Consider the following 18696-nt stretch of genomic DNA (forward strand, 5'->3'; position numbering starts at 1 on the left):
CATAGCGATAGAGGCATGAGCTGTTGAACTCCACCGTGCCAAGCATCCCCGCATCCGCCTCTTGGACTTGGGTAAAGTCATCAACGGCAGTGAAGAAATCAGACTCCCGGGTGATGCTGTTGGTGGAGATGGCATGTGCCACTTGCGCCGCAGCATCCACGTTGAAGTCTTTGCGGTCAGCAAGCATCCGACCAAACAGGGCAATGTCCACTGCGCGAGACGTGCTGATACACTCTCCAATTTTTTTCTTAAGCTCTCCTTTCAGATTTTTCTTGGGATCTTTCTTGAGCTTTTCGTTTGTCAATTCGGCCATATTGGCCTTAATAACATCAGCAAGTTGAGTGATACCAGTTTGACTCAGAAACAGTAGATACTCGGTTTGCGGGGTGGCATCCTCGCGGCTTTTCACGGACAGATCCACGGCTTTCAATGCAGTCTCAATGGCGCTGATGGAATCAGTCTCCCCTTGCTCAGACAGCTTCTCTGAGATCAGCTTAACGATGTTGCGGGTGCGAATGCCCAACTCATCCTCGCTCAGAAGCTGGGAGTTGGCAAACATTTTCCTGGCTGCCCGCTTGAGGCATTGAGAGGAAACACGAGCCCGACGAGTGCCGCCAAACATGGCGTCTTTGGGAGCGCCTGTGTCGTCACGATTGAGGCAGGAAGGGGGCACGTTCTGGATGGCGTGAAATTCGATGAAGAGAGACATAGCGTTGAAGTTCAAAGGGTTGTTGCGTGGGTGGGGGCAAAGGCTTGTCATGTACTGGCTTGTGGCTGCCCCCAGAAGTGGTGAGCCCACTGGGTCTGAACAGGACGGTTGGAGTAGTGCCACTTCAACATGTCATCCAGTAGATCCGGCCAAGCCAAGGCAATGCCCTGGGAAGCAACCAGAGTGAGAGCAGAGCGCAGCCGCCAGCGGAGTTCGTCCGGATCGGCATCCAGCAGGGTCGCAAATCGCTTCTCAATGGAGTCTGACTTTTGCTTGTCGCGGACACGACGCATGGCGTCGGGAAACAACATGGGCTTACCCTTGCCCTGCCGAACCACTTGAGCCCAGAGTCCAGCGGCAAGATAGATGGTGCTGCGGTCCCTCCCATTTGTCCAGCGTTCAACCAGCGGGAAGGCACGGGAATCGGTTCCGGGGTCAAACATCAAGCTACGGCGCAATGTGCCAACGACTGAACTGTCGGACTTGCTGCGGTTTTGGAGATGGTCAAAGAACCTCTCTGAGAGTTTAGGGTCATCCATGGTTTGTAAATGAAGAGGATGTGCGAGGGTTTGGCTCAGGAGGAGCGCGTTGCATAATGGGAAAGATCATGCGGCGATCACCTTGAAAACCTTGCCCCGCACTTTGTCAGAGCGGCCTGCTGCCGCCAAAGCACGCCCATCGTCTCCAAGGGAGCGTTTGGCCTGGTCCCATCCTCGGTGTACAACCTGTCGCAGTCTCCTGCGCCAGTCCTCCAATGCCTGATGGCCGTCCTGGCCTTGGCCCAGTTGATCCACTAGCTGCCAGAACTCCGGCTCTAGCGCGGCCCAGTAGTGGGCCATGGCTTGGGTGGAATGCAATAGGGCTTTGACGTCCTTTGCTGCTGGGGAACGTTCACCACCGTTTTGCAGCCAGGCTGAACACAAGGAAAACAATGCTTTCCGTAGCTGATTACCAGTGGACTCCGCCTGCTCCAGTGCTTTGTTAGCTGCTTCCCCTTGGCCGGCAAGCAGTTTGGGTGAGACGTGTCGTTCTTCCAAGCGCCACAGCACAATTTTGGCTTGATCCGGCAACAGGCCGCCAGTCAGGAGCGGAAGCGGACTGTAATCATCTTGAAGCAGGCGGATTGAAGCTGCGGCGCTAACGACCCTTGGCGGTTCAGAACCCTTGCTCCTGTCTCCGGTGAGGACATGGAAGTCGCGCCACATTGCCCTGTCCTCACGGAGCTTCAACGGGAAGGAGCCTTTTTTGCCACTGACAACGGCCGACATTGGATCGGGTGTTGACGACAGTGCAGGGGCCAAGCCTGCACCGCAGAAGAGGTGCGTAATGGCAGCGCCAGGCGTGAGCAGTAAGGCCCTGCTGAGCCATGTGTATCGATCCGCCGGACCCCTGAGAGGCTTGGTTGCCGAATCTTTTGTTTTGAGTGCTTCGATTGTGGGCGCGGCCTTTTCCCAACTGGCCCGATCCAACTTGTGATCGTCTTCGGTCTGTGGCGCCAACGACAAGGCCAGGGTTTCCTGGAGCGTGCTTCCCGTGGGCAACGTCAGCAAGAGACCGCAAGCCGGGCCTTGCTCGGCAGATGATCGCAGTGCTCTCACCAAACCGCCTGGCGTGAACTGAAGATAAGTCACCAGGGTCACGGCAGCCTGGGCCGGGGTGATTGCTTCAGGGTGAGCATCCAGGGAGCGATCCCAGAGGATGCGCTCAGCGCCTGAAGAACGGGCGGGGGCAAGCCGTGTCCAAGGGACTGGTTTCAGACCCGCCTCTGCCAAGTCTGGCGCCTGCAGGAACGGGCGTTCCGGGTGGAAGAGATCAAACCGCTCGGTCCAGCGGTCCAGATAGTCCTCAAGGCTCTGGCTGGGCCAATTCTCAAGGAGAGCAGCCCGATCTTCCGTATCCCCAGGGCCAATGCCCCTGTGGCAAATGGCCAGGAGGAGGCGGTAGAGGGCCAGAGCCTCAATGGGGTTGGTGGCGCCGATGCGCTGCCATGCTGCGGGACGGAGAAGGGTATCCCGCAGGGAACCAAGGTCATGGGTGCCATCGTTAGCAATCAAGGGAATCCAGGGCTCTTGCAACAGAGAGAAGGTCGTGGTCATGTGTGAAATTGAAATTTACTGCAGTTCATCACTTGGTAGTCAGTCCATCCAAAGATAGGCGGGAGGGGGTGAAGCAGCGTGATTGGTGGGTCCAGTTTTAGAAGTGTCCCATCCCCGCGTGTGCGGGGAGCAAGAGGAGTGGTTGATTCAGGACTCAGAAGAGGAGTGACCCATCCCCGCGTGTGCGGGGAGCAAGAGGCCGCGAGCAAAACAGCGACGGCAGTGCATCACGGCTCATCCCCACGTGTGCGGGGGACGACACTACCACCCTAGCCAACGACTAGTCCCAATTCGCGATCCAGGCGCACCTTCAATTCCCCATCCTGAAACACGCCGTCAGAGTCCAACAGCAGGGCATGGTGATGGGTCAGGCCAGGACAGGTACGCCAGCCTTTTGGCGGCTGAGAGTCGCGGATTGCACGGATCAATCCTTGATGGCTGATGCGCAGCCAACGCTCCGCCAGTTCAGGGGCGCGTTTAGGCAGGGACTCGCGATCCCCGGGAAACACAGGGACCACTGTCAAACTGGGCTGGCCAAGCCGTGTGCCGAACCGAAAGGCTCCCGACTCCGCCTTGTCATCGTCAATCTGTGAAGCTCCCTGATGGTCAGTGCCCCAGTTTTTGGGGGCTGGCAGCGCCATTTTGCGGGCTTCGTTGTTCATGTGGTCTTGTTCACTCTCGTACTTTTGCAGGGCGTTAGCCAAAGCCTTGCACAAACCCTCAGAGGCAGGCGGTTCCCAGGCGCCATACACCTGCTGGACCGCCAAGTCGATGTCGTCCGGTAAATCCAGCAGCGGATGGCCCTTCAGCCAGGCGTGGGACCTGAGCACAAGCCAGCGGTCATAGATGAAGTTGGTGAGGGCATCGGGTGGCATCTCCTGATCCAGTCCCGCCACCAACGCAAGGGGTTCTGTAAACCCGCCAGGACGCTGGCGGCTATGGCGGTGAATCCGCCCAGCGCGTTGCAACACCAAATCCACAGGAGCCGGATCGGTCATGAGCACGTCCATGTCAATATCGAGAGACTGCTCCGCCACTTGCGTGGCTACCAGCACATGGCCTGTTTGCGCCTGTCCATCAGGGCCGAATTGCTTCAACACCTTCTTCTCGATGGCAGTCCGCTCGTTCATCGGAAACCGTGCATGGAAAAGTGTACGCTCTACTCCGGTGATTGCTCCATAGAGAGCCTGAGCCCTGGCAACTTTGTTCACGACTATCAACACGCGAGCACCGGCCTTGGCCATGGCAATCGCACGGGCAGTTACGGCATCCGGGTCAATGCCTTGAACTGACAGGCTCTGCCGACGGCTGGCCGGGAAGGGTAAAGATTTGATGGAGCCGGGGGCAGCCCAACTGATTCTGGGGTACGGACTGGGCACAGGAACATCCTTACCTGCCCAGGTTTGCAGAATTGCGTCCCGTCGTGCGTGTGGCAGGGTCGCAGACATCAGCACTACGCGACAACCCAACTGCTGGAGCCAGTTCACCAGCCGCTCAATCAGGCCACTGGTGTAGGCGTCATAGGCATGAATCTCGTCAAGAATCACAGTGCGGCCAGTCAATCCGAATAAACGGACAAAGCTATGGCGGGCATTGAGTATACCTACGAGTGTCTGGTCCACTGTTCCTATTCCTTGTGGGCAAAGAAGACAACGCTTTGAACCACGGAACCACCACCCTGCTGTTACTCCGCTGTCAGTGGTCCCCAGCCCTATCTCCTGCAATCGGGTGGCTGCAACATTTGGGCCGCCGCCAGCGTGCGCCAGGGCCAAAGGAACGGTTCCATCAGCAGCGCGGTGAAGGAATCGGGCCATCCTGGTCATCAATGCATTGCTGGTGGCCTGCGTGGGCATCGCCATATACATACCGCGACGACCAAATGCACAACTGAAGCCTGCCTCTGTTTTACCCTCTCCCATGGGCGCCTCAATGACCACCAAGCCAGATCCTTGGCCCAAGTGGTCGATGACCTTGGCCATGGTTTGTTGCAACGGACGGGGTTCCATGCCATCCAGAGCCAATCTGATGGCCTCACCGCCGGAACCGACGGATGGCAGTGTGGCGACGGCAAGATCTACATCGGAGAGCGCTTTGACTGCGAGTTGCCGACTCTCGGCAAACCATTTATCAGGGGCGCCTTCCCAGTGTTTAAGACGATCCCATTCACACAGGATCTCGCTGGAGCCGATCCAATCAGATACGGTGGTGAGCCCCATCAACCACTGCAGGAATGTCCCTCGTTGAGCACCTTTGGGCGGCAGAGTTGGGATCCCGTTAGCATCAACCCCTTTCAGCAACTGGGTAAACAGTTGCTCATGAGCCTTATGCCATGCTGCATCCAAGTGCTGGGCAGAGCGGCCAGCATCTTGGCAATTAACCGCATCGATCAGGTGGCCGTGGTGCGCACCCACTGCCGAGGCAAGAAGCCGTGCATCGCGCTTGAAAACTCCCTTCTGGACCAGTTGGGTGGTCAAAAGCGGGATGGTGCTGGCATCATGGCGATCAGGAGCAGCAGCAGGAAAGGTATAATCAGGAATAGGTTTCCTGCCAAGTCTTCGCTGGAATCCTGGGGTAGCTTTACCCAGATCATGAAACCCCACCAAGGCTGTCACCCATGACGGCGAACAGGGCATTGGCACAGGGCAAGGAATCACCTTCTGAAGCATGGAAGCGACTGCGGCCACGTCCAGAAGATGGGGCAGTAAGGGGTAGCCATCACTCTGGCCCTTAGCCGGTGATTTGGCCCAGAGCTGCAGAAGGTCAGCCATTGTGCAAAAGGTAAGTCCGCGACCCATATCAGACCTACACTACCGCCAGCCCAGCAGAAGAGCCATGCCGGAGGATCCCCAAGTGGACCCAAAGGATCCAACACCTGGAAGCCATCCCCCGCCATGGGGCCAACTCCACGGCCATGGAAGGGGAGCCGGTGGTGAAGCCTGGCTTCGGGCGCGGCTTGCCCCCAAGATTCGGAAACGATTGATCCGCCTCGCTGAACCCTGCCCGTCATCCGGCACTGGGCCGAATCCGGCTGAGTTCACCTGCAGGATGCCACAGACCGGGAGGGTGAGGGAATGCTAGCCTGATCCCACGACCGCTGCCCATGGCTTCCAGCCCCTCAGCCACAATCAAGCCGGCAGACCATAAGCCCGCAGAGCAGAGGAGCGCCGTACCGCGCCTCGGCGCCGTAGTGCATGAGTGGCGGCTCTTCAGGCATTCAGGGCTGAAGTTCAGTCCGACATTGGCGTGATCAATGACCGCCTGGATCAGGTTGACGCCCGCCTTGACCGGGTTGATGACCGCTTTGATCACGTGAGTGATCGTTTCGACCAGGTAAATGCCTGTATTGATCAAATCTATCGGCTTCTGCTGCCTTGATTCCATCAGTGATGCACCCCCGCCCCACCCACACAGTTCATGGGTCATGCAGGTCGTTCTCCTGGTTGCACACGCTCACACCTGGCCAGTGCCGCCAACGCCACAACGACTGATTAGCTTCTCTGCCAGCGTGGAGAAGTCCTTGCGACAGGCCTGGGCTGCCTTGAGGTGGCCCCCGATGGCCCCATCGGCAGGGGTGAGCAGGAACATGGGCTTGCGGGCTATCTGGGCCAGGGGCATCAAGCTGCGGTAATGCTTGAGTTCCGCCAGACAGTGGGGGGCATCCCTCGGTGAGCCAAGGAGTTGCCGTGCTGTTTCACCCAGTACAGAATTGCTGTACACCGATGGAACGCGATCCAGCCAACGCTGGTAGGCTTTCACCGGTCGGTCCCGCCGCACTGCATGTTGCAGCACCACATAGCCCACGGGATTCATTTCACCTTCGGGAAGTTCCGTCGTCCTGCCGAGAGATTCCGGCGCGCGAGTCAGACGATCTCGCCATTCCTCACGCCAGCGGCGGAGCGTAGGCCCCAGATTCTTCAGCCCTTGCAGGGAATAGAGGTCCGGTCCCAGGGGGATCACCACATGGCTGGCTGCGATCAGCGCCGCCCGGTTCAGCGCCCCCAGGCTTGGCCCCACGTCGATCAACACCACATCCGCTTGGCGTTGCTCAGCGGCCTTGGTCAACATTCGCCAAAACATACTGATCACCCGAAACGCCCGTTTCTTTTTATCCAGACAGTTGGGCCATTGGGTAGACAACTCATCTTCCACCGCAGACAGGCTCAGATCGCCAACCACCAGACCAATCCTTTCTGCAATCCCAGTCACATGGGGATCCGCCACGTCGCCGGTTCCCTCCAGCAGGGGTGCCAGAGCGGCAGCCACAGTGCGGGATGGTTCCCCATCCGTCCACAATTCTTCCAGCGTTTCGTCCTCCAGAAACATGCTGGTGAGATTCATTTGGGGATCCAGATCCGCCGCAACAACAGATAGACCCATCTCGGCAAACATCCAGGCAAGATGATACACAAGCGTAGTTTTGCCCACTCCACCTTTGTTGTTGAAAAATGCCAGGGTTTTCATGCTCAAATCTCCCTGATGGTTGCTGGTCTCAGGGTAACGCAGGTCACCCTGTCCTGGGCATCAAATTCCGGTGGGGGATTGCCGTTGCGTTCACACTCCCTTCGGGCAATAGCGATAGCACGAATCACATCCACCATCCGCCCCTCGAATCTCGTTTCGTCGAGAACGTCGTCCGCCAGAGTCTGGCCATCCAGCTTCAGGAATTGCACATAGGCGCAAGGGAGAAAGTCCGTGGGCTGGTTGGCGAGGGTCAGCACCCCCAGGTGGGTGGGTGTGGGTTCATCGGGGCTGATGATCATTCGGGTGCCGGCCAACTGCTCCTCCAGTGTGCGTCCGTTGTCTGCCAACACCTCGGCTGCCACTGCGGCAGGCAAGTAATTTTCCCTGTACCAGGACAAGTCCAGATTGACTACGGTTGCGCTGTTGGAGGGCTGGGCATCAAACGGCTGATCCCGGAAGCGACGCTTTTCATTGAGAATCCGCTCGTCCTGGGCCGTGGCAACATCCCGACGAGGGCCGCAGCGGATGCAAATGCGACCGTCGTACCGCACCGGTGGCGAGTCCGCAGGCCACACAGTAACCACAGCCACATCCACCCCGGCGAGTTTTCGCTTCTCCACCAACAAGGTGGGTGGGGGCAGGATCCTGCCGTCGGTTTTGATGCCGGTGAGTTGCTCCAGAAGTTGGCCCCCGATGGGCAGCCCACGTGGTGTGCCGTCATCCCGGACACCCACAAAGAGTACGCCTGGGCGATTGTGGTTGGCCAGGTCGTTGGCAAAGGCGCAGACCCCCTCGGCTGCCCTTTTGCGCACATCCTCTTTCCAGTCCTGCTTGAATTCCACCCAATCTCTCTCTCCGCCCGCAAGCAGCTCCTCCAGTGCGTCGGTGCTGTAGGGCTGCATCGTCATCGGGTATCCCACGGAGCCTGCACGGACATCACCCACAGTCAAAACACTGAGAACAGCCATAGCCTACCATTCCGGACCTATGACTTTCCAGGCATAGGGGCATTTGCCAAGGGTCAGGGGAAACCATCCTCTTCCCATGAGAAGTATTGTATAGAGCTTTCTTAGTCGCTTTTGAGAGTTTTATACATCACGTGGGCATCGACAAAACCCAACCGCCGGTGGCGAAACGCCCCGGGCAACGTTCCGACAATGACCATGCCGTTCCGTTGCCAGGCCTGCACCGCAGCAGTGTTGGCGGACACAACCAGGTTGAACTGCATTGCCCGGAACCCCAACGCCAGGGCCTGATCCTGGGAGTGGGAGAACAACAGACTGCCAACCCCCTGCCGTCGCGCCGTGGCGGCAACCACGTAGCCGCAGTTGCACACATGGGCCGCCAGGGTGGGGCCGTTGGGTTTGATGTGGTAGGCGCCCAGCACCTGATCATCCGCTGCCACCGCCACAAAGGCCTGCAGGGCCGCCTCCACCCAGACGGCGTAGCCCCCCTCGGCATCCACGGCCGGGTCAAAGGGCAAGGTCTCACCAGCCCGCACCACCGGCTCCATGATCCGCCATGTGGCGGGCCAGTCCTCCGGTTGCAGGGGGCGAATCCGAACCATGAGGCGGTGTTGCCGGGAGGTGTGCTGATCCCCTTGGTTCACCGGTGTCTACGCTGCTTCCGCCGGGACAAAGGCAAGGGCGACCCCGTTGTTGCAATAGCGCTTGCCGGTGGGCTGGGGACCGTCGTTGAATACATGCCCCTGGTGCCCGCCACAGCGGCGGCAATGGTACTCCGTACGGGGAAGAAACAACTTGAAATCCAGCTTGGTGGCGATGCTGTCGGGGAGCGGCTTCCAGAAGCTGGGCCAGCCGGTGCCGCTCTCGTACTTGGCCGCGGAGGAAAACAGGGGCAGTCCACACCCTTTGCACACAAACACCCCCTCCCGCTTTTCCTCCAGCAGGGCGCTGGTGAAGGGACGCTCCGTCCCTTCACGCCGCAAGACGTTAAAGGCTTCCGGGGAGAGCCGTTGGCGCCACTGGTCTTCACTGAGATCCCAGGCGGATTCCCCTGCAGGGGATGCTGCGCTGGCCATGGATGGCTTCAAAACAACCACCATAGAAGTGGCCAGCCCCAGCAGCAGGTTGCGACGGCTCATGAAGCTGAGCAATGAAGCCATGGCGTTGTGCCCCCCGGGTTCAAAGGCCCATTCTATGGTCCCCGTCACCTGTCATGCCAGCCGTCTCCAGCCATCGCCCCTCAGCCCTGGATGATCATCCCTTCAGCGTGGCGCCGATGCTGGATTGCACGGATCGGCATTTCCGGGTGCTGATGCGTCAGATCAGTCGTGGGGCCTTGCTCTACACGGAGATGGTGGTGGCCCAGGCGCTCCACTACGGTCACCGGCGGCGCCTGCTGGACTACAGCCCCGTTGAACGCCCCCTGGCGCTCCAGGTGGGGGGTGACGATCCCCTGCTGTTGGCGGAGGCGGCGCGCATGGCGGAGGCGTGGGGCTACGACGAACTGAATCTGAACCTGGGCTGTCCCAGTGAACGGGTGCAGGCGGGGCGTTTTGGTGCCTGCCTCATGGGGGAGCCCCGCCACGTGGCCCGCTGCATCGAGGCCATGGCTGCCAGCGCCAGCCTGCCGGTCACCGTCAAGCATCGCCTGGGCATTGACCATCAGGCGAGCTACGACCGTCTACTGGCGTTCGTGGATACTACGGCGGCGGCGGGGGCCCAGCGCTTCATCATCCACGCCCGCAAGGCCTGGTTGCAGGGCCTCAATCCCAAGCAGAACCGCACCATCCCCCCCCTGCGCTACGACTGGGTGGCGCGCCTCAAGCAGGAACGTCCCCACCTGTGGGTTGTCCTCAACGGGGGCCTCACCACCATGGCGGATTGCCGGCAGGCCCTGACCATGTGCAACGGCGCCATGGTGGGCCGCGCCGCCTACGACCACCCTTTGCGCTGGGCTGCCGTGGATGCGGTCTTTTACGGCCGTTCTCCCCGGCAACTGCGCCCGTCCGCCATTGTGGAGGCCATGATTCCCTATGCCGAGGCCCACATGGCCCAGGGAGGACGCCTCTGGGACGTGGGCCGCCACCTCTTGCAACTGGTGCAGGGTGTCCCCGGGGCGCGGGCTTGGCGCCGCCGCCTCAGTGAAGGGGCCATGGGGCGCGGCGCCTGCCTGGGGGTGCTTCAGCAAGCTGCCGAGGCGTTGGCGGGGCGTGGATGGTGATGGAGGGGCCTTCAGCCCCATCCTCCCAGCACCTGCTCGTACGCCGCCACACAGATTGGGCCGACCCACGGGCGCTGCACGCAGGCTTGGGCCGCCGCCCGGCTCACGGATCCCCGGGGCTAGAGTTGGCGCCCCGCCCCGTCAGTTTGGCCACCCATCCCGCAAACCGGATGCCCGAGGGGCAATCCCGCTGGAGCCAGCGGTTCGATGATGCCTTGCACCCGTTCATTGCCCGGTTCAATGCCTCCATCGGCTTTGATTTCACCCTGCTGCACCAGGATCTGGAGGGATCCATCGCCCACGGGCGCATGTTGGCGGCTTGTGGGGTCATCACCGCGGCAGAGGCGGAGCAGATTGTGGGGGGCCTGGAGACCATTGGCCATGAAGCGGCAGCCGGGACGTTTCGTCCCGGTGTCGATGCTGAAGACGTGCATTTTGCCGTGGAGCGGCGGCTGATTGAACTGGTGGGAGACGTGGGCAAGAAGCTCCACACCGGCCGCTCCCGCAACGATCAGGTGGGCACGGACCTGCGCCTCTGGTTGCGGGGCGAGATTGACGAATTGCAGGTTCTGCTGCGTCGCTACGGCCAAACCCTGCTCCGTCTGGCGGAGGCCCACGTGGAGACCATGATTCCCGGATATACCCACCTGCAACGGGCCCAACCCCTCTCCCTGGCCCACCACCTGCTGGCCTACGTGGAGATGACCCGACGGGATCGCCAGCGGCTGGACCAGGTGCGGCAGCGGGTGAACGTGTCCCCCCTGGGGGCTGCGGCCCTGGCGGGCACTCCCGTTCCCGTTGATCGCCGCCACACCGCTGCCGCCCTGGGCTTTGCCGACATTTACCGCAACAGTCTGGATGCGGTGAGTGATCGGGATTTTGCGGTTGATTTTCTGGCGGCGGCCAGTCTGGTGATGGTTCATCTCAGCCGCCTCAGCGAGGAGGTGATCCTCTGGGCCAGCCATGAATTCGCCTTTGTCAGGCTCACGGACCGCTGCGCTACGGGCAGCAGCCTGATGCCCCAGAAGAAAAATCCCGACGTGCCGGAACTGGTGCGCGGCAAAACCGGGCGGGTCTTTGGCCATTTGCAGGCCCTTCTGACCGTCACCAAAGGTCTGCCCCTGGCCTACAACAAGGATCTGCAGGAGGATAAAGAGGGGCTGTTTGACGCGGTGCGCACCACCAGGGACTGTCTGAAGGCCATGACCATCCTGCTGGAGGAGGGCCTGTGTTTCCAGCCCCGGCGGTTGGCGGAAGCCGTTGGCGATGACTTTGCCAACGCCACCGACGTGGCGGACTATCTGGTGGCCAGAGGCGTACCTTTCCGCCAGGCCTATGGGCTGGTGGGCGGCCTGGTGAAAACCTGTCTTCAGGAGGGGATTCTGCTGCGGGATCTGCCCCTGGGGCGGTGGCAACAGGTCCACCCCGCCTTTGCCGAGGATATCTTTGCCGCCCTGGAGCCCCGGCAGGTGGTGGCGGCCCGGCTGAGTGAAGGGGGGACAGGGTTTGTGCGGGTGCGGGAAGCCCTGGAACAGGCCAGAATCGCCTTCGCCGATGCAACGGGGGAGGAGAACCTGTGAATGTGAAGCAAGGTCCCGCCGCCATCGACCCTGACACCGTTGTCCACGGGCCGCAGCCGGCCCTGGTGACCAGGGTGGAAGCCGACAGCATTGCCGCGGAACTGGGCGTCCAACCGGGGGACAGGATTCTGCGGATCAACGGTGTGGCTCCCCGGGACCTGATTGACTATCGCGTTCTGATCGGTGAAGAGGAGATCAGGCTTGAGGTGATGGATGCAGCGGGGCAACGCCATTGCATCGCTTTTGAGAAGGATATGGATGCGGATCTGGGGCTGGAGTTCAGCGAGGCTTTATTTGACGGCTTGCGGCAGTGCAATAACCGCTGCCCGTTCTGCTTTATTGACCAACAACCCGCGGGCAAGCGCTCCACCCTGTATCTCAAAGACGATGATTATCGCCTCAGCTTTCTTTATGGCTCCTATCTCACCCTCACCAACCTGACCCCGGCAGACTGGCAACGCATTGAAAACCAACGCCTCTCGCCGTTGTACGTGTCGGTCCATGCAACGGATCCGGACCTGCGCTGTCGTCTGCTGCGCAACAAGCGGGCTGGTTCCATCCTGCAACAACTGGAATGGTTTGCCCGGCGCCGCTTGCAGATTCATGCCCAGGTGGTGGTTTGCCCCGGGTTGAACGACGGCCGTCAGTTGGAGCGCACCTTATGCGACTTGGCCCGCTGGGGCGGCGGCGACTGGCCGACGGTGCTCTCCACCGCTGTTGTGCCGGTGGGGCTGACCCGCTTCCGGCCGGATACCGCTGCGGACCTGACACCGGTAACCCCCCGTCTGGCCCGCCAGGTCATTGCCCAGGTGGAGGCCCTGCAACAGGAATTCCACTGCCGCATGGGGAGCCGCTTTGCCTGGCTGGCGGATGAGTGGTACCTCATGGCTGCCCAGCCCCTGCCGCCCCGTTCCACCTATGGGGACTGGCCGCAGCAGGCCAACGGGGTGGGGAGTATTCGCGCCTTTCTGGAGGCGTTGGAGCAGGCCACCGCCCAACTCCCCGAAGTTCTCTCGGAGTCCCGACGCTGCAGTTGGGTGGTGGGTGGTCTGGTGGGGCCGGCGTTGCGTCCGGTGGCTGGGCGTCTCCGGGGCATCCGGGGTTTGGAGTTGCTGTTCTATTCTCTGCCCAGCCCCTACTGGGGCCAGGATCTGGTGGTCACCGGCCTGCTGACGGGCGCCGACCTGCTTGACGGGTTGCGGGGACAGGATCTGGGGGATGAACTGTTGCTGCCCAGCGTCATGCTCCGCCCCGGTTCTTCCCTGTTCCTGGATGACCTGACCGTGGACCAGGTGGCCGCCGGGTTGGGGGTTCCCATCCTCCCTGTCGCCGATGCACGGGATCTGGTGGCCGCCTGCATGGGGAAGCCCGATGGGGAAAGGAAATCCTTGAAAGGGGAATGGGCGCTTGCTGGCCATGGGTCCAGGCCCTAAACTTTCCACTGCTCAGAAGGACCAGAACCCATGGGGCAACAATCTCCCGGGCCCCAGGCAGACGGGAGGAACGGGCAGGGGCCCGGTCAAGACGGCAGCGCCGCCGGGAAGCAGGCGGCCGCCGAGGCGGCGGCCAAAGCGTTTGGGGCTGTTCTGGAAAAGGAAGACCAGGCCCTGAGGAAGGAGTTTGGCCAGGGGTTCAACCCCATGCAAGCCCAGGCAAGGGCGCTGCTCTGGCTGATGGCTTTACACGATCTCCACATGGGTGCGGTGAAGCAGGCCGTGGCCGAGAGCAATGGGGAAGCAGTGAGCGGCTGGGCAGAGGACCTGGGCAAACTCTCGGCTGCCATCGCCATCCTGGAAACGATTCAGCCGATTTCTTAAGGGGGATTCAGCCGATTCCCAACAGGGCGTGGGTAAAAGCTTCACCGCCAAAGGCCAGTTCCGTGGCCAGCAGGAAAATAAAGCCCATCATGGCCATGCGGCCGTTGAGCTTTTCGGCGCGGGCATGGAAGCCCCAACCCTGATCGGCATCCACCACCAACATGCGGGGCTCACGGGCAAAGGCGTTGAGACGGCCACCGTCTTCCGTGGTAACGGTGGCGCCGCGGATGATGGGGGAGGACAGGGTCAGGTCGGCTTGGCTCATGGGTTCAGCAGCAACAGACCCAACCGTAACAGATTGTTAAGACACCTGTGGCCGGGGATGGGGATTTCCCGACCTACCCTTCACTCACCCCTTCAATGCGGTCCTCAACGTCCTGATAGAGTTGTTGCAACCGCTCCACGTTCTCGGCGCTGGTGTCCCAGTAACCCCGCCCATGCACCTCCAGCAAGGTGCCCACCATCCGGCGAAAGCTGTGGGGGTTTAACGACAACAGCCGTTGCCGCATGGCCTCGTCCTGGATAAAGGTGGCATTGGCCTCCTCGTAAATGAAATTGTCCACCTGGGCGCTGGTGGCGCTCCACCCCAGAGTGTAGTTGAGGCGCTTAGCCAACTCCCGCACTCCTTCGTAGCCGGAGGCCAACATGCCCTCATACCAGCGGGGATTCAGCAACTTGGTGCGGGAGTCCAGCCGGATGGTTTCCGCCAGGCTGCGCACCTGGGCATTGGCTGTTGTGGTGTCGGCAATGAAGCTGCTGGGGGTTTTGCCGTCGTCCCGTAACCTGCGAATCAGGTTGGTGGGGTCGGAATCGAAGTAATGACTCACGTCGGTGAGGGAGATTTCCGCAGAGTCCAGGTTCTGGAACGACACGTCCGCAGTTTTGAGTGTGGACTCGAACAGTTCCCGCTCCATGGACAGTTGACCGGGGTTCTCCCCGTTAAAGGCGAAGCTTTTGCGTGTGAGATACATGTCTTGTAGTTCGCTTTCCTCATCCCACGTGCTGTTTTCCACCGCCAGATTCACGTTGGAGGAATAGCTGCCGCTGGCATTGCTGAACACCCGGGTGGCGGCGCGGCGTAGATCGGCGCCCTGCTCCGCAGCCTGGGCCAGGGCGTGTTTCCGGACAAAGTTCATCTCCTCGGGCTCTTCCGCCTCCGCGGCCATCTTCACCGCCTGGTCCAGCAGGGCCATCTGGTTGATAAACAAGTCCCGGAAAACGCCGGAGCAATTCACCACCACGTCAATGCGGGGACGGCCCAACTCCTTCAGGGGAATAATCTCCAGCTTGTTCACGCGACCGATGGTGTCCGCCTTGGGCTGAACACCCAGAAACCAGAGAATCTGGGCCAGGGACTCACCATAGGTTTTGATGTTGTCCGTGCCCCAGAGCACGCAGGCAATGGTTTCCGGCCAGGCGCCATGGTTCTCCTGCCGCTGCCGCTGCAACAACTGATCCACCACCCGCTTGGCCGCCGCCACCGCGGCCCGGGTAGGAATCGCCTGGGGATCCAGGGCGTGCATATTCTTGCCGCTGGGCAGGACGCCGGGGTTGCGGATGGGGTCGCCGCCAGGTCCTGGGAGAATGTATTCCCCGTCCAGGCAGCGCAGCAGGCTGTCCAGTTCCTGATCGGCGCAAATCTGCCGCAAGCTGCCCTGCAGGTAGACAAACAGCTTGTCGAGGGCCTCCTGATCCACAGTGGTAAAGCCCCGGTTGATCAAGGTGCGCAACCATGGGCTCAGGCCCTGGCTACCCAGAAGCCGGTTGGGCAACTGCTCCAGTCCCGCCGCCAGGCGACGCCACCAACTGCGCTGGGTCGTCAAGTCCACGCGCCCGTCCCGCCTGGTGACCACCGCCACCATGGCGCCAATGGCGTCGCGACTGGCATCGTTAATCCGCCGCGCCAACTCCACGTCCGCCAACACACCGGCGTTGTTGCCTGCATAGATATCCTCGATGGACCGGCCCAGGTGGGCAGCCAGCAGACTGGGCAGACCCAGGATTCCCTCCTCCTCCCGGTCCAGGGCGGCAATGTTCACCAGGGTGGCCACCGCCTCCTCAGCCGTGGGGGGCTTGCCGATGGTGTGGAGACCACAGGGCAGCAGACGGCTCTCAATCTCCATGAGTTGACGGTAGACCGCGCCAACCACCCCGTCCCGGGCCTGAAGATCCGGAACGTCCCCCTCCTCGGGCAGGGCCACGTCCTGATCCAGGTTGCAGCGCCGGGCCGTTTCCACAATGGCGTTGACAATCTGCACCCCCCGGCTCCCCTCCCGCAACTGCTGATAGGAACTCACCAACTCGCTTAACTCCTTCAGCCCTTTGTAAAGACCGGCGTTTTCCGCCGGGGGGGTCAGGTAGCTGATGGTGGCCGCATAACCGCGGCGCTTGGCGATGGTGGCCTCGGAGGGATTATTGGCGGCGTAGTAGTACAGGTTGGGGATGCAGCCGATGAGACTGTCCGGATAGCAGGTGTCGCTCATGCCCATCTGCTTGCCGGGCATGAACTCCAGCGAGCCGTGGGTGCCGAAGTGCAGCACCGCATCGGCCTCCCAGATGTGCTGCAGATAGGTGTAATAGGCGGCAAAGCCGTGGTGAGGACTGGCGCTGCGGGAGTAGAGCAGACGCATGGGGTCTCCCTCATAGCCAAAGGTGGGCTGAACTCCCACAAACACATGGCCAAACTGCCGGCCATAGACCAGAAGATTCCGTCCGTCGCTGTTGAGGGCGCCGGGGGCTTTGCCCCAGTTCTCCTCCAGCCGCTCGGCATAGGGGGTGAGACGGTAGTACTCCTCGCAGCCCATGCGGTAGGCCACAGCCAACTCCGGCGCCCCCTCCATGGCCTCTGCATCCTGCAGGACCGCATCCATCAGGGCCTTGGGGTTGGGGGGCAGATCCTCCAGGTGGTAGCCCCTGGCTTGCAACTCCACCATCACTCTGTGGATGGAGTCAAACACGTTCAAATAGGCGGCCGTTCCCACGTTGCCTTTGTCAGGCGGGAAGCTGAACACGGTGATGGCCAGCTTCTTGGCCCGGCGCGGCTTGCGGCGCAGATTGGCCCAGCGAATGGCCCGCTCCGCAATGGCGTCCACCCGATCCTGCAGGGTGTGGGCCTTGCCGGTGGCGGCGTCACGACCGGAGAGCACAAGGGGTTCAATGGCCCCGTCCAGCTCGGGAATGGCAATCTGCAAGGCCACCTGCACCGGGTGCAACCCCAGGTCGCTGGCTTCCCACTCCTGAGTGGTCTGGAACACCAGCGGCAACGCAACCATGTAGGGCCGATTCAAGGCCTGCAGGGTTTCAATGGCCCGGGGATGATCCTGTCGGGCCGGGCCACCCACCAGGGCAAACCCCGTCAGGCTCACCACCGCATCAACCAGGGGCTGGCCGGGGTCGGTTGAGGAGAAGAAATAGTTGCGCACCGGCTTGGAAAAATCCAGCCCCCCACAGAAAACAGGAATGACCCGGGCGCCGCGGAACTCCAGTTCCTGCACCAACGCCACATAATGGGCATCGTCCCCCGTCACCAGGTGGCTGCGCTGTAACACCAGACCAATACAGGGGCCGTCCCCCTGGCGGCCCGAGCCATCCGCCCGCGCCGTTGTCCAGGCCATGTAGTCGTCCAGATCCTCGAACATCCGGGGGGCGAGGGGATGCCAGATGCCCTGGTCCGGGTAGAGAACAGGGTCTGCAGCCTTCATCAGGGGCTGGTCAGCCTGGGGATACACGTAACGATTGGCCAGCATCACCAGGAAATTGCGCAGGTTGTCCGGTGATCCCCCAAGCCAATACTGGAAGCTGAGCATGAACGCCCGGGCATCCTGGGCCTTGTCCACAGGCAGGTACTTCAGCACCGTGGGCAAGATGTTCAGCAGCTTGAGCATGTCGTCTTGAAAGCTGGCGCCGCCAGCCGCCTTGCGCCGCTTCATGAAGCCGGCAATGGCGCTCTTGCCCTGGCCAAGCTGGGCCATGGAAAAGCTGCCCAGCTTATTGAGCCGCATCACCTCCGGCATGGAGGGAAACACCACCGCCGCCTTGAGCCGATGCCGGTGGGGCTCCACCGCCGCCACCACCTTGCTGGCCAGATCTTCAATAAAGATCAGAGAGGCAATAAACACGTCCGCCGCCGCCACGTCCCCGCAAAAGGCGTCGTAGTTCTCCTGATCCCGCAGTTCTTCAATCAGGTAGCCGCTCAACTCCACGGCCAACTGGCCGGGCTCCTGGTTCAGGGTGGTGGCTGCGCTGGTGAGAGCGCTCTGGTACTGGGGCTCCAGCACCACGTAGACCACCTTCAGCAAGCGGCGTCCATTGATTTCAGCAGGCGTAACCCGGCGAATGGTGGAGCGAACCTGGGTGAACATCGGGCCAAGCGAGATGGAGGTAGTCTGACAGAAAGGCAGCCGGAAGGGGAACGGCAGCAATCATTGGGGACTCCTGCCGGAGCTTCGGCATGGAAGCTGCTCCTCTCCGTGGTTATGGACCTGACCCTAGAAGACGCCGCTACCCAGGCCGTGAAGGATAGAAGCAGCGCCATGGCCAATGCCAACTGCGCCATGCCCCAACGCCCGCGCTCCACTCCCTAACCCGTGGCCAACAAAGGAAGCGCCATGGGTAATGCCGTGGCCAATGCCAACTGCGCCATGCCCCAACGCCCGCGCTCCACCACTTAAGCCGTGACCAATAAAGGAGGCCCCATGGGCAATGCCGTGACCGATGCCAACTGCGCCATGCCCCAACGCCCGCGCTCCACCACCCAACCCATGACCAATAAAGGAAGCGCCGTGGGCAATGCCATGACCAATGCCAGCCGTACCATGCCCCAGCGCCCGTGCTCCACCACTTAAGCC

Annotated in this window: 15 protein-coding genes and 1 pseudogene; 5 read left to right on the plus strand and 11 right to left on the minus strand. The window is 61.3% G+C overall.

From position 1 onward, the window contains the following. The 4 genes from cas7e to BG35_RS11815 all read right to left on the minus strand — a co-directional run. On the minus strand, positions 1-724 hold a 724-nt coding region (gene cas7e, locus BG35_RS0100950), incomplete at its 3' end, for a type I-E CRISPR-associated protein Cas7/Cse4/CasC (RefSeq protein WP_236619730.1). A gap of 32 nt (positions 725-756) precedes the next feature. Further along, the gene (casB, locus tag BG35_RS0100955) at positions 757-1248 is read right to left on the minus strand and encodes a type I-E CRISPR-associated protein Cse2/CasB (RefSeq protein WP_025781292.1); all 492 of its coding nucleotides are present in this window, start codon (positions 1246-1248) and stop codon (positions 757-759) included. 66 nt (positions 1249-1314) lie between these two features. Beyond that, positions 1315-2805, minus strand: a complete 1491-nt coding sequence (casA, locus tag BG35_RS0100960) for a type I-E CRISPR-associated protein Cse1/CasA (protein WP_025781293.1) — start codon at positions 2803-2805, stop codon at positions 1315-1317. 269 nt (positions 2806-3074) lie between these two features. Continuing rightward, positions 3075-5600: a CRISPR-associated helicase/endonuclease Cas3 gene (locus BG35_RS11815; RefSeq protein WP_071994737.1), complete on the minus strand. Its 2526-nt coding sequence runs from the start codon at positions 5598-5600 to the stop codon at positions 3075-3077. Positions 5601-6048: 448 nt separating this feature from the next. On the opposite strand from BG35_RS11815, the gene BG35_RS13790 reads away from it, so the two are divergent. Further along, a complete protein-coding gene (locus BG35_RS13790; protein ID WP_269087813.1) occupies positions 6049-6180 on the plus strand; it encodes a hypothetical protein in 132 nt (43 codons plus the stop codon). Between the two features lie 75 nt (positions 6181-6255). On the opposite strand, the gene BG35_RS0100980 is transcribed toward BG35_RS13790, so the two are convergent. The 4 genes from BG35_RS0100980 to msrB all read right to left on the minus strand — a co-directional run bounded on the left by BG35_RS0100980 (position 6256) and on the right by msrB (position 9391). Continuing rightward, entirely contained in the window at positions 6256-7266 is a 1011-nt protein-coding gene (locus BG35_RS0100980) for a ParA family protein (protein ID WP_025781297.1), read from the minus strand. A 2-nt stretch (positions 7267-7268) separates the two neighbouring features. Beyond that, positions 7269-8174 (minus strand): AlbA family DNA-binding domain-containing protein, encoded by a 906-nt coding sequence (locus BG35_RS0100985; protein ID WP_161632490.1) that lies wholly within the window; start codon positions 8172-8174, stop codon positions 7269-7271. 161 nt (positions 8175-8335) lie between these two features. Beyond that, entirely contained in the window at positions 8336-8875 is a 540-nt protein-coding gene (locus tag BG35_RS0100990; RefSeq protein WP_236619731.1) for a GNAT family N-acetyltransferase, read from the minus strand. Between the two features lie 6 nt (positions 8876-8881). Next, positions 8882-9391, minus strand: coding sequence for a peptide-methionine (R)-S-oxide reductase MsrB (msrB, locus tag BG35_RS0100995; RefSeq protein WP_025781300.1), 510 nt, complete (start codon positions 9389-9391; stop codon positions 8882-8884). A gap of 53 nt (positions 9392-9444) precedes the next feature. Between msrB and dusA the strand changes: the two genes are divergently transcribed. From dusA to BG35_RS0101015, 4 genes are all read left to right on the plus strand, one after another. Further along, the gene (dusA, locus tag BG35_RS0101000; protein WP_025781301.1) at positions 9445-10452 is read left to right on the plus strand and encodes a tRNA dihydrouridine(20/20a) synthase DusA; all 1008 of its coding nucleotides are present in this window, start codon (positions 9445-9447) and stop codon (positions 10450-10452) included. A gap of 170 nt (positions 10453-10622) precedes the next feature. After that, on the plus strand, positions 10623-12032 hold the full coding sequence (gene argH / locus BG35_RS0101005) for an argininosuccinate lyase (RefSeq protein WP_025781302.1): 1410 nt from the start codon (positions 10623-10625) through the stop codon (positions 12030-12032). Then, the gene (locus BG35_RS0101010; RefSeq protein ID WP_025781303.1) at positions 12029-13465 is read left to right on the plus strand and encodes a TIGR03279 family radical SAM protein; all 1437 of its coding nucleotides are present in this window, start codon (positions 12029-12031) and stop codon (positions 13463-13465) included. The genes argH and BG35_RS0101010 overlap by 4 nt, the downstream gene beginning before the upstream one ends. A gap of 30 nt (positions 13466-13495) precedes the next feature. After that, positions 13496-13849, plus strand: a complete 354-nt coding sequence (locus BG35_RS0101015) for a hypothetical protein (protein WP_025781304.1) — start codon at positions 13496-13498, stop codon at positions 13847-13849. Between the two features lie 7 nt (positions 13850-13856). Here the strand turns inward: BG35_RS0101015 and BG35_RS0101020 are convergent, their stop codons facing one another. From BG35_RS0101020 to BG35_RS13525, 3 genes and pseudogenes are all read right to left on the minus strand, one after another. Beyond that, complete coding sequence (locus tag BG35_RS0101020) at positions 13857-14114, minus strand: CAB/ELIP/HLIP family chlorophyll-binding protein (RefSeq protein ID WP_025781305.1); 258 nt, start codon at positions 14112-14114, stop codon at positions 13857-13859. A 73-nt stretch (positions 14115-14187) separates the two neighbouring features. Then, a complete protein-coding gene (locus tag BG35_RS0101025) occupies positions 14188-18210 on the minus strand; it encodes a magnesium chelatase subunit H (RefSeq protein ID WP_025781306.1) in 4023 nt (1340 codons plus the stop codon). A 126-nt stretch (positions 18211-18336) separates the two neighbouring features. Then, positions 18337-18696 (minus strand): annotated as a pseudogene (locus BG35_RS13525) (hypothetical protein); the annotation flags it as partial.

This window comes from Candidatus Synechococcus spongiarum SH4, assembly GCF_000586015.1.
Taxonomy (GTDB): domain Bacteria; phylum Cyanobacteriota; class Cyanobacteriia; order PCC-6307; family Cyanobiaceae; genus Synechococcus_B; species Synechococcus_B spongiarum_F.

What these genes read in the sequence shown, in the direction of transcription:
- msrB (WP_025781300.1), bottom strand. Translation starts at nt 9,391, where the DNA reads ATGGCTTCATTGCTCAGCTTCATGAGCCGTCGCAACCTGCTGCTGGGG.
- casB (WP_025781292.1), bottom strand. Translation starts at nt 1,248, where the DNA reads ATGGATGACCCTAAACTCTCAGAGAGGTTCTTTGACCATCTCCAAAAC.
- BG35_RS0101025 (WP_025781306.1), bottom strand. Translation starts at nt 18,210, where the DNA reads ATGTTCACCCAGGTTCGCTCCACCATTCGCCGGGTTACGCCTGCTGAA.
- BG35_RS0101015 (WP_025781304.1), top strand. Translation starts at nt 13,496, where the DNA reads ATGGGGCAACAATCTCCCGGGCCCCAGGCAGACGGGAGGAACGGGCAG.
- BG35_RS11815 (WP_071994737.1), bottom strand. Translation starts at nt 5,600, where the DNA reads ATGGGTCGCGGACTTACCTTTTGCACAATGGCTGACCTTCTGCAGCTC.
- BG35_RS0101020 (WP_025781305.1), bottom strand. Translation starts at nt 14,114, where the DNA reads ATGAGCCAAGCCGACCTGACCCTGTCCTCCCCCATCATCCGCGGCGCC.
- casA (WP_025781293.1), bottom strand. Translation starts at nt 2,805, where the DNA reads ATGACCACGACCTTCTCTCTGTTGCAAGAGCCCTGGATTCCCTTGATT.
- dusA (WP_025781301.1), top strand. Translation starts at nt 9,445, where the DNA reads ATGCCAGCCGTCTCCAGCCATCGCCCCTCAGCCCTGGATGATCATCCC.
- argH (WP_025781302.1), top strand. Translation starts at nt 10,623, where the DNA reads ATGCCCGAGGGGCAATCCCGCTGGAGCCAGCGGTTCGATGATGCCTTG.
- BG35_RS0100980 (WP_025781297.1), bottom strand. Translation starts at nt 7,266, where the DNA reads ATGAAAACCCTGGCATTTTTCAACAACAAAGGTGGAGTGGGCAAAACT.
- BG35_RS0100985 (WP_161632490.1), bottom strand. Translation starts at nt 8,174, where the DNA reads ATGACGATGCAGCCCTACAGCACCGACGCACTGGAGGAGCTGCTTGCG.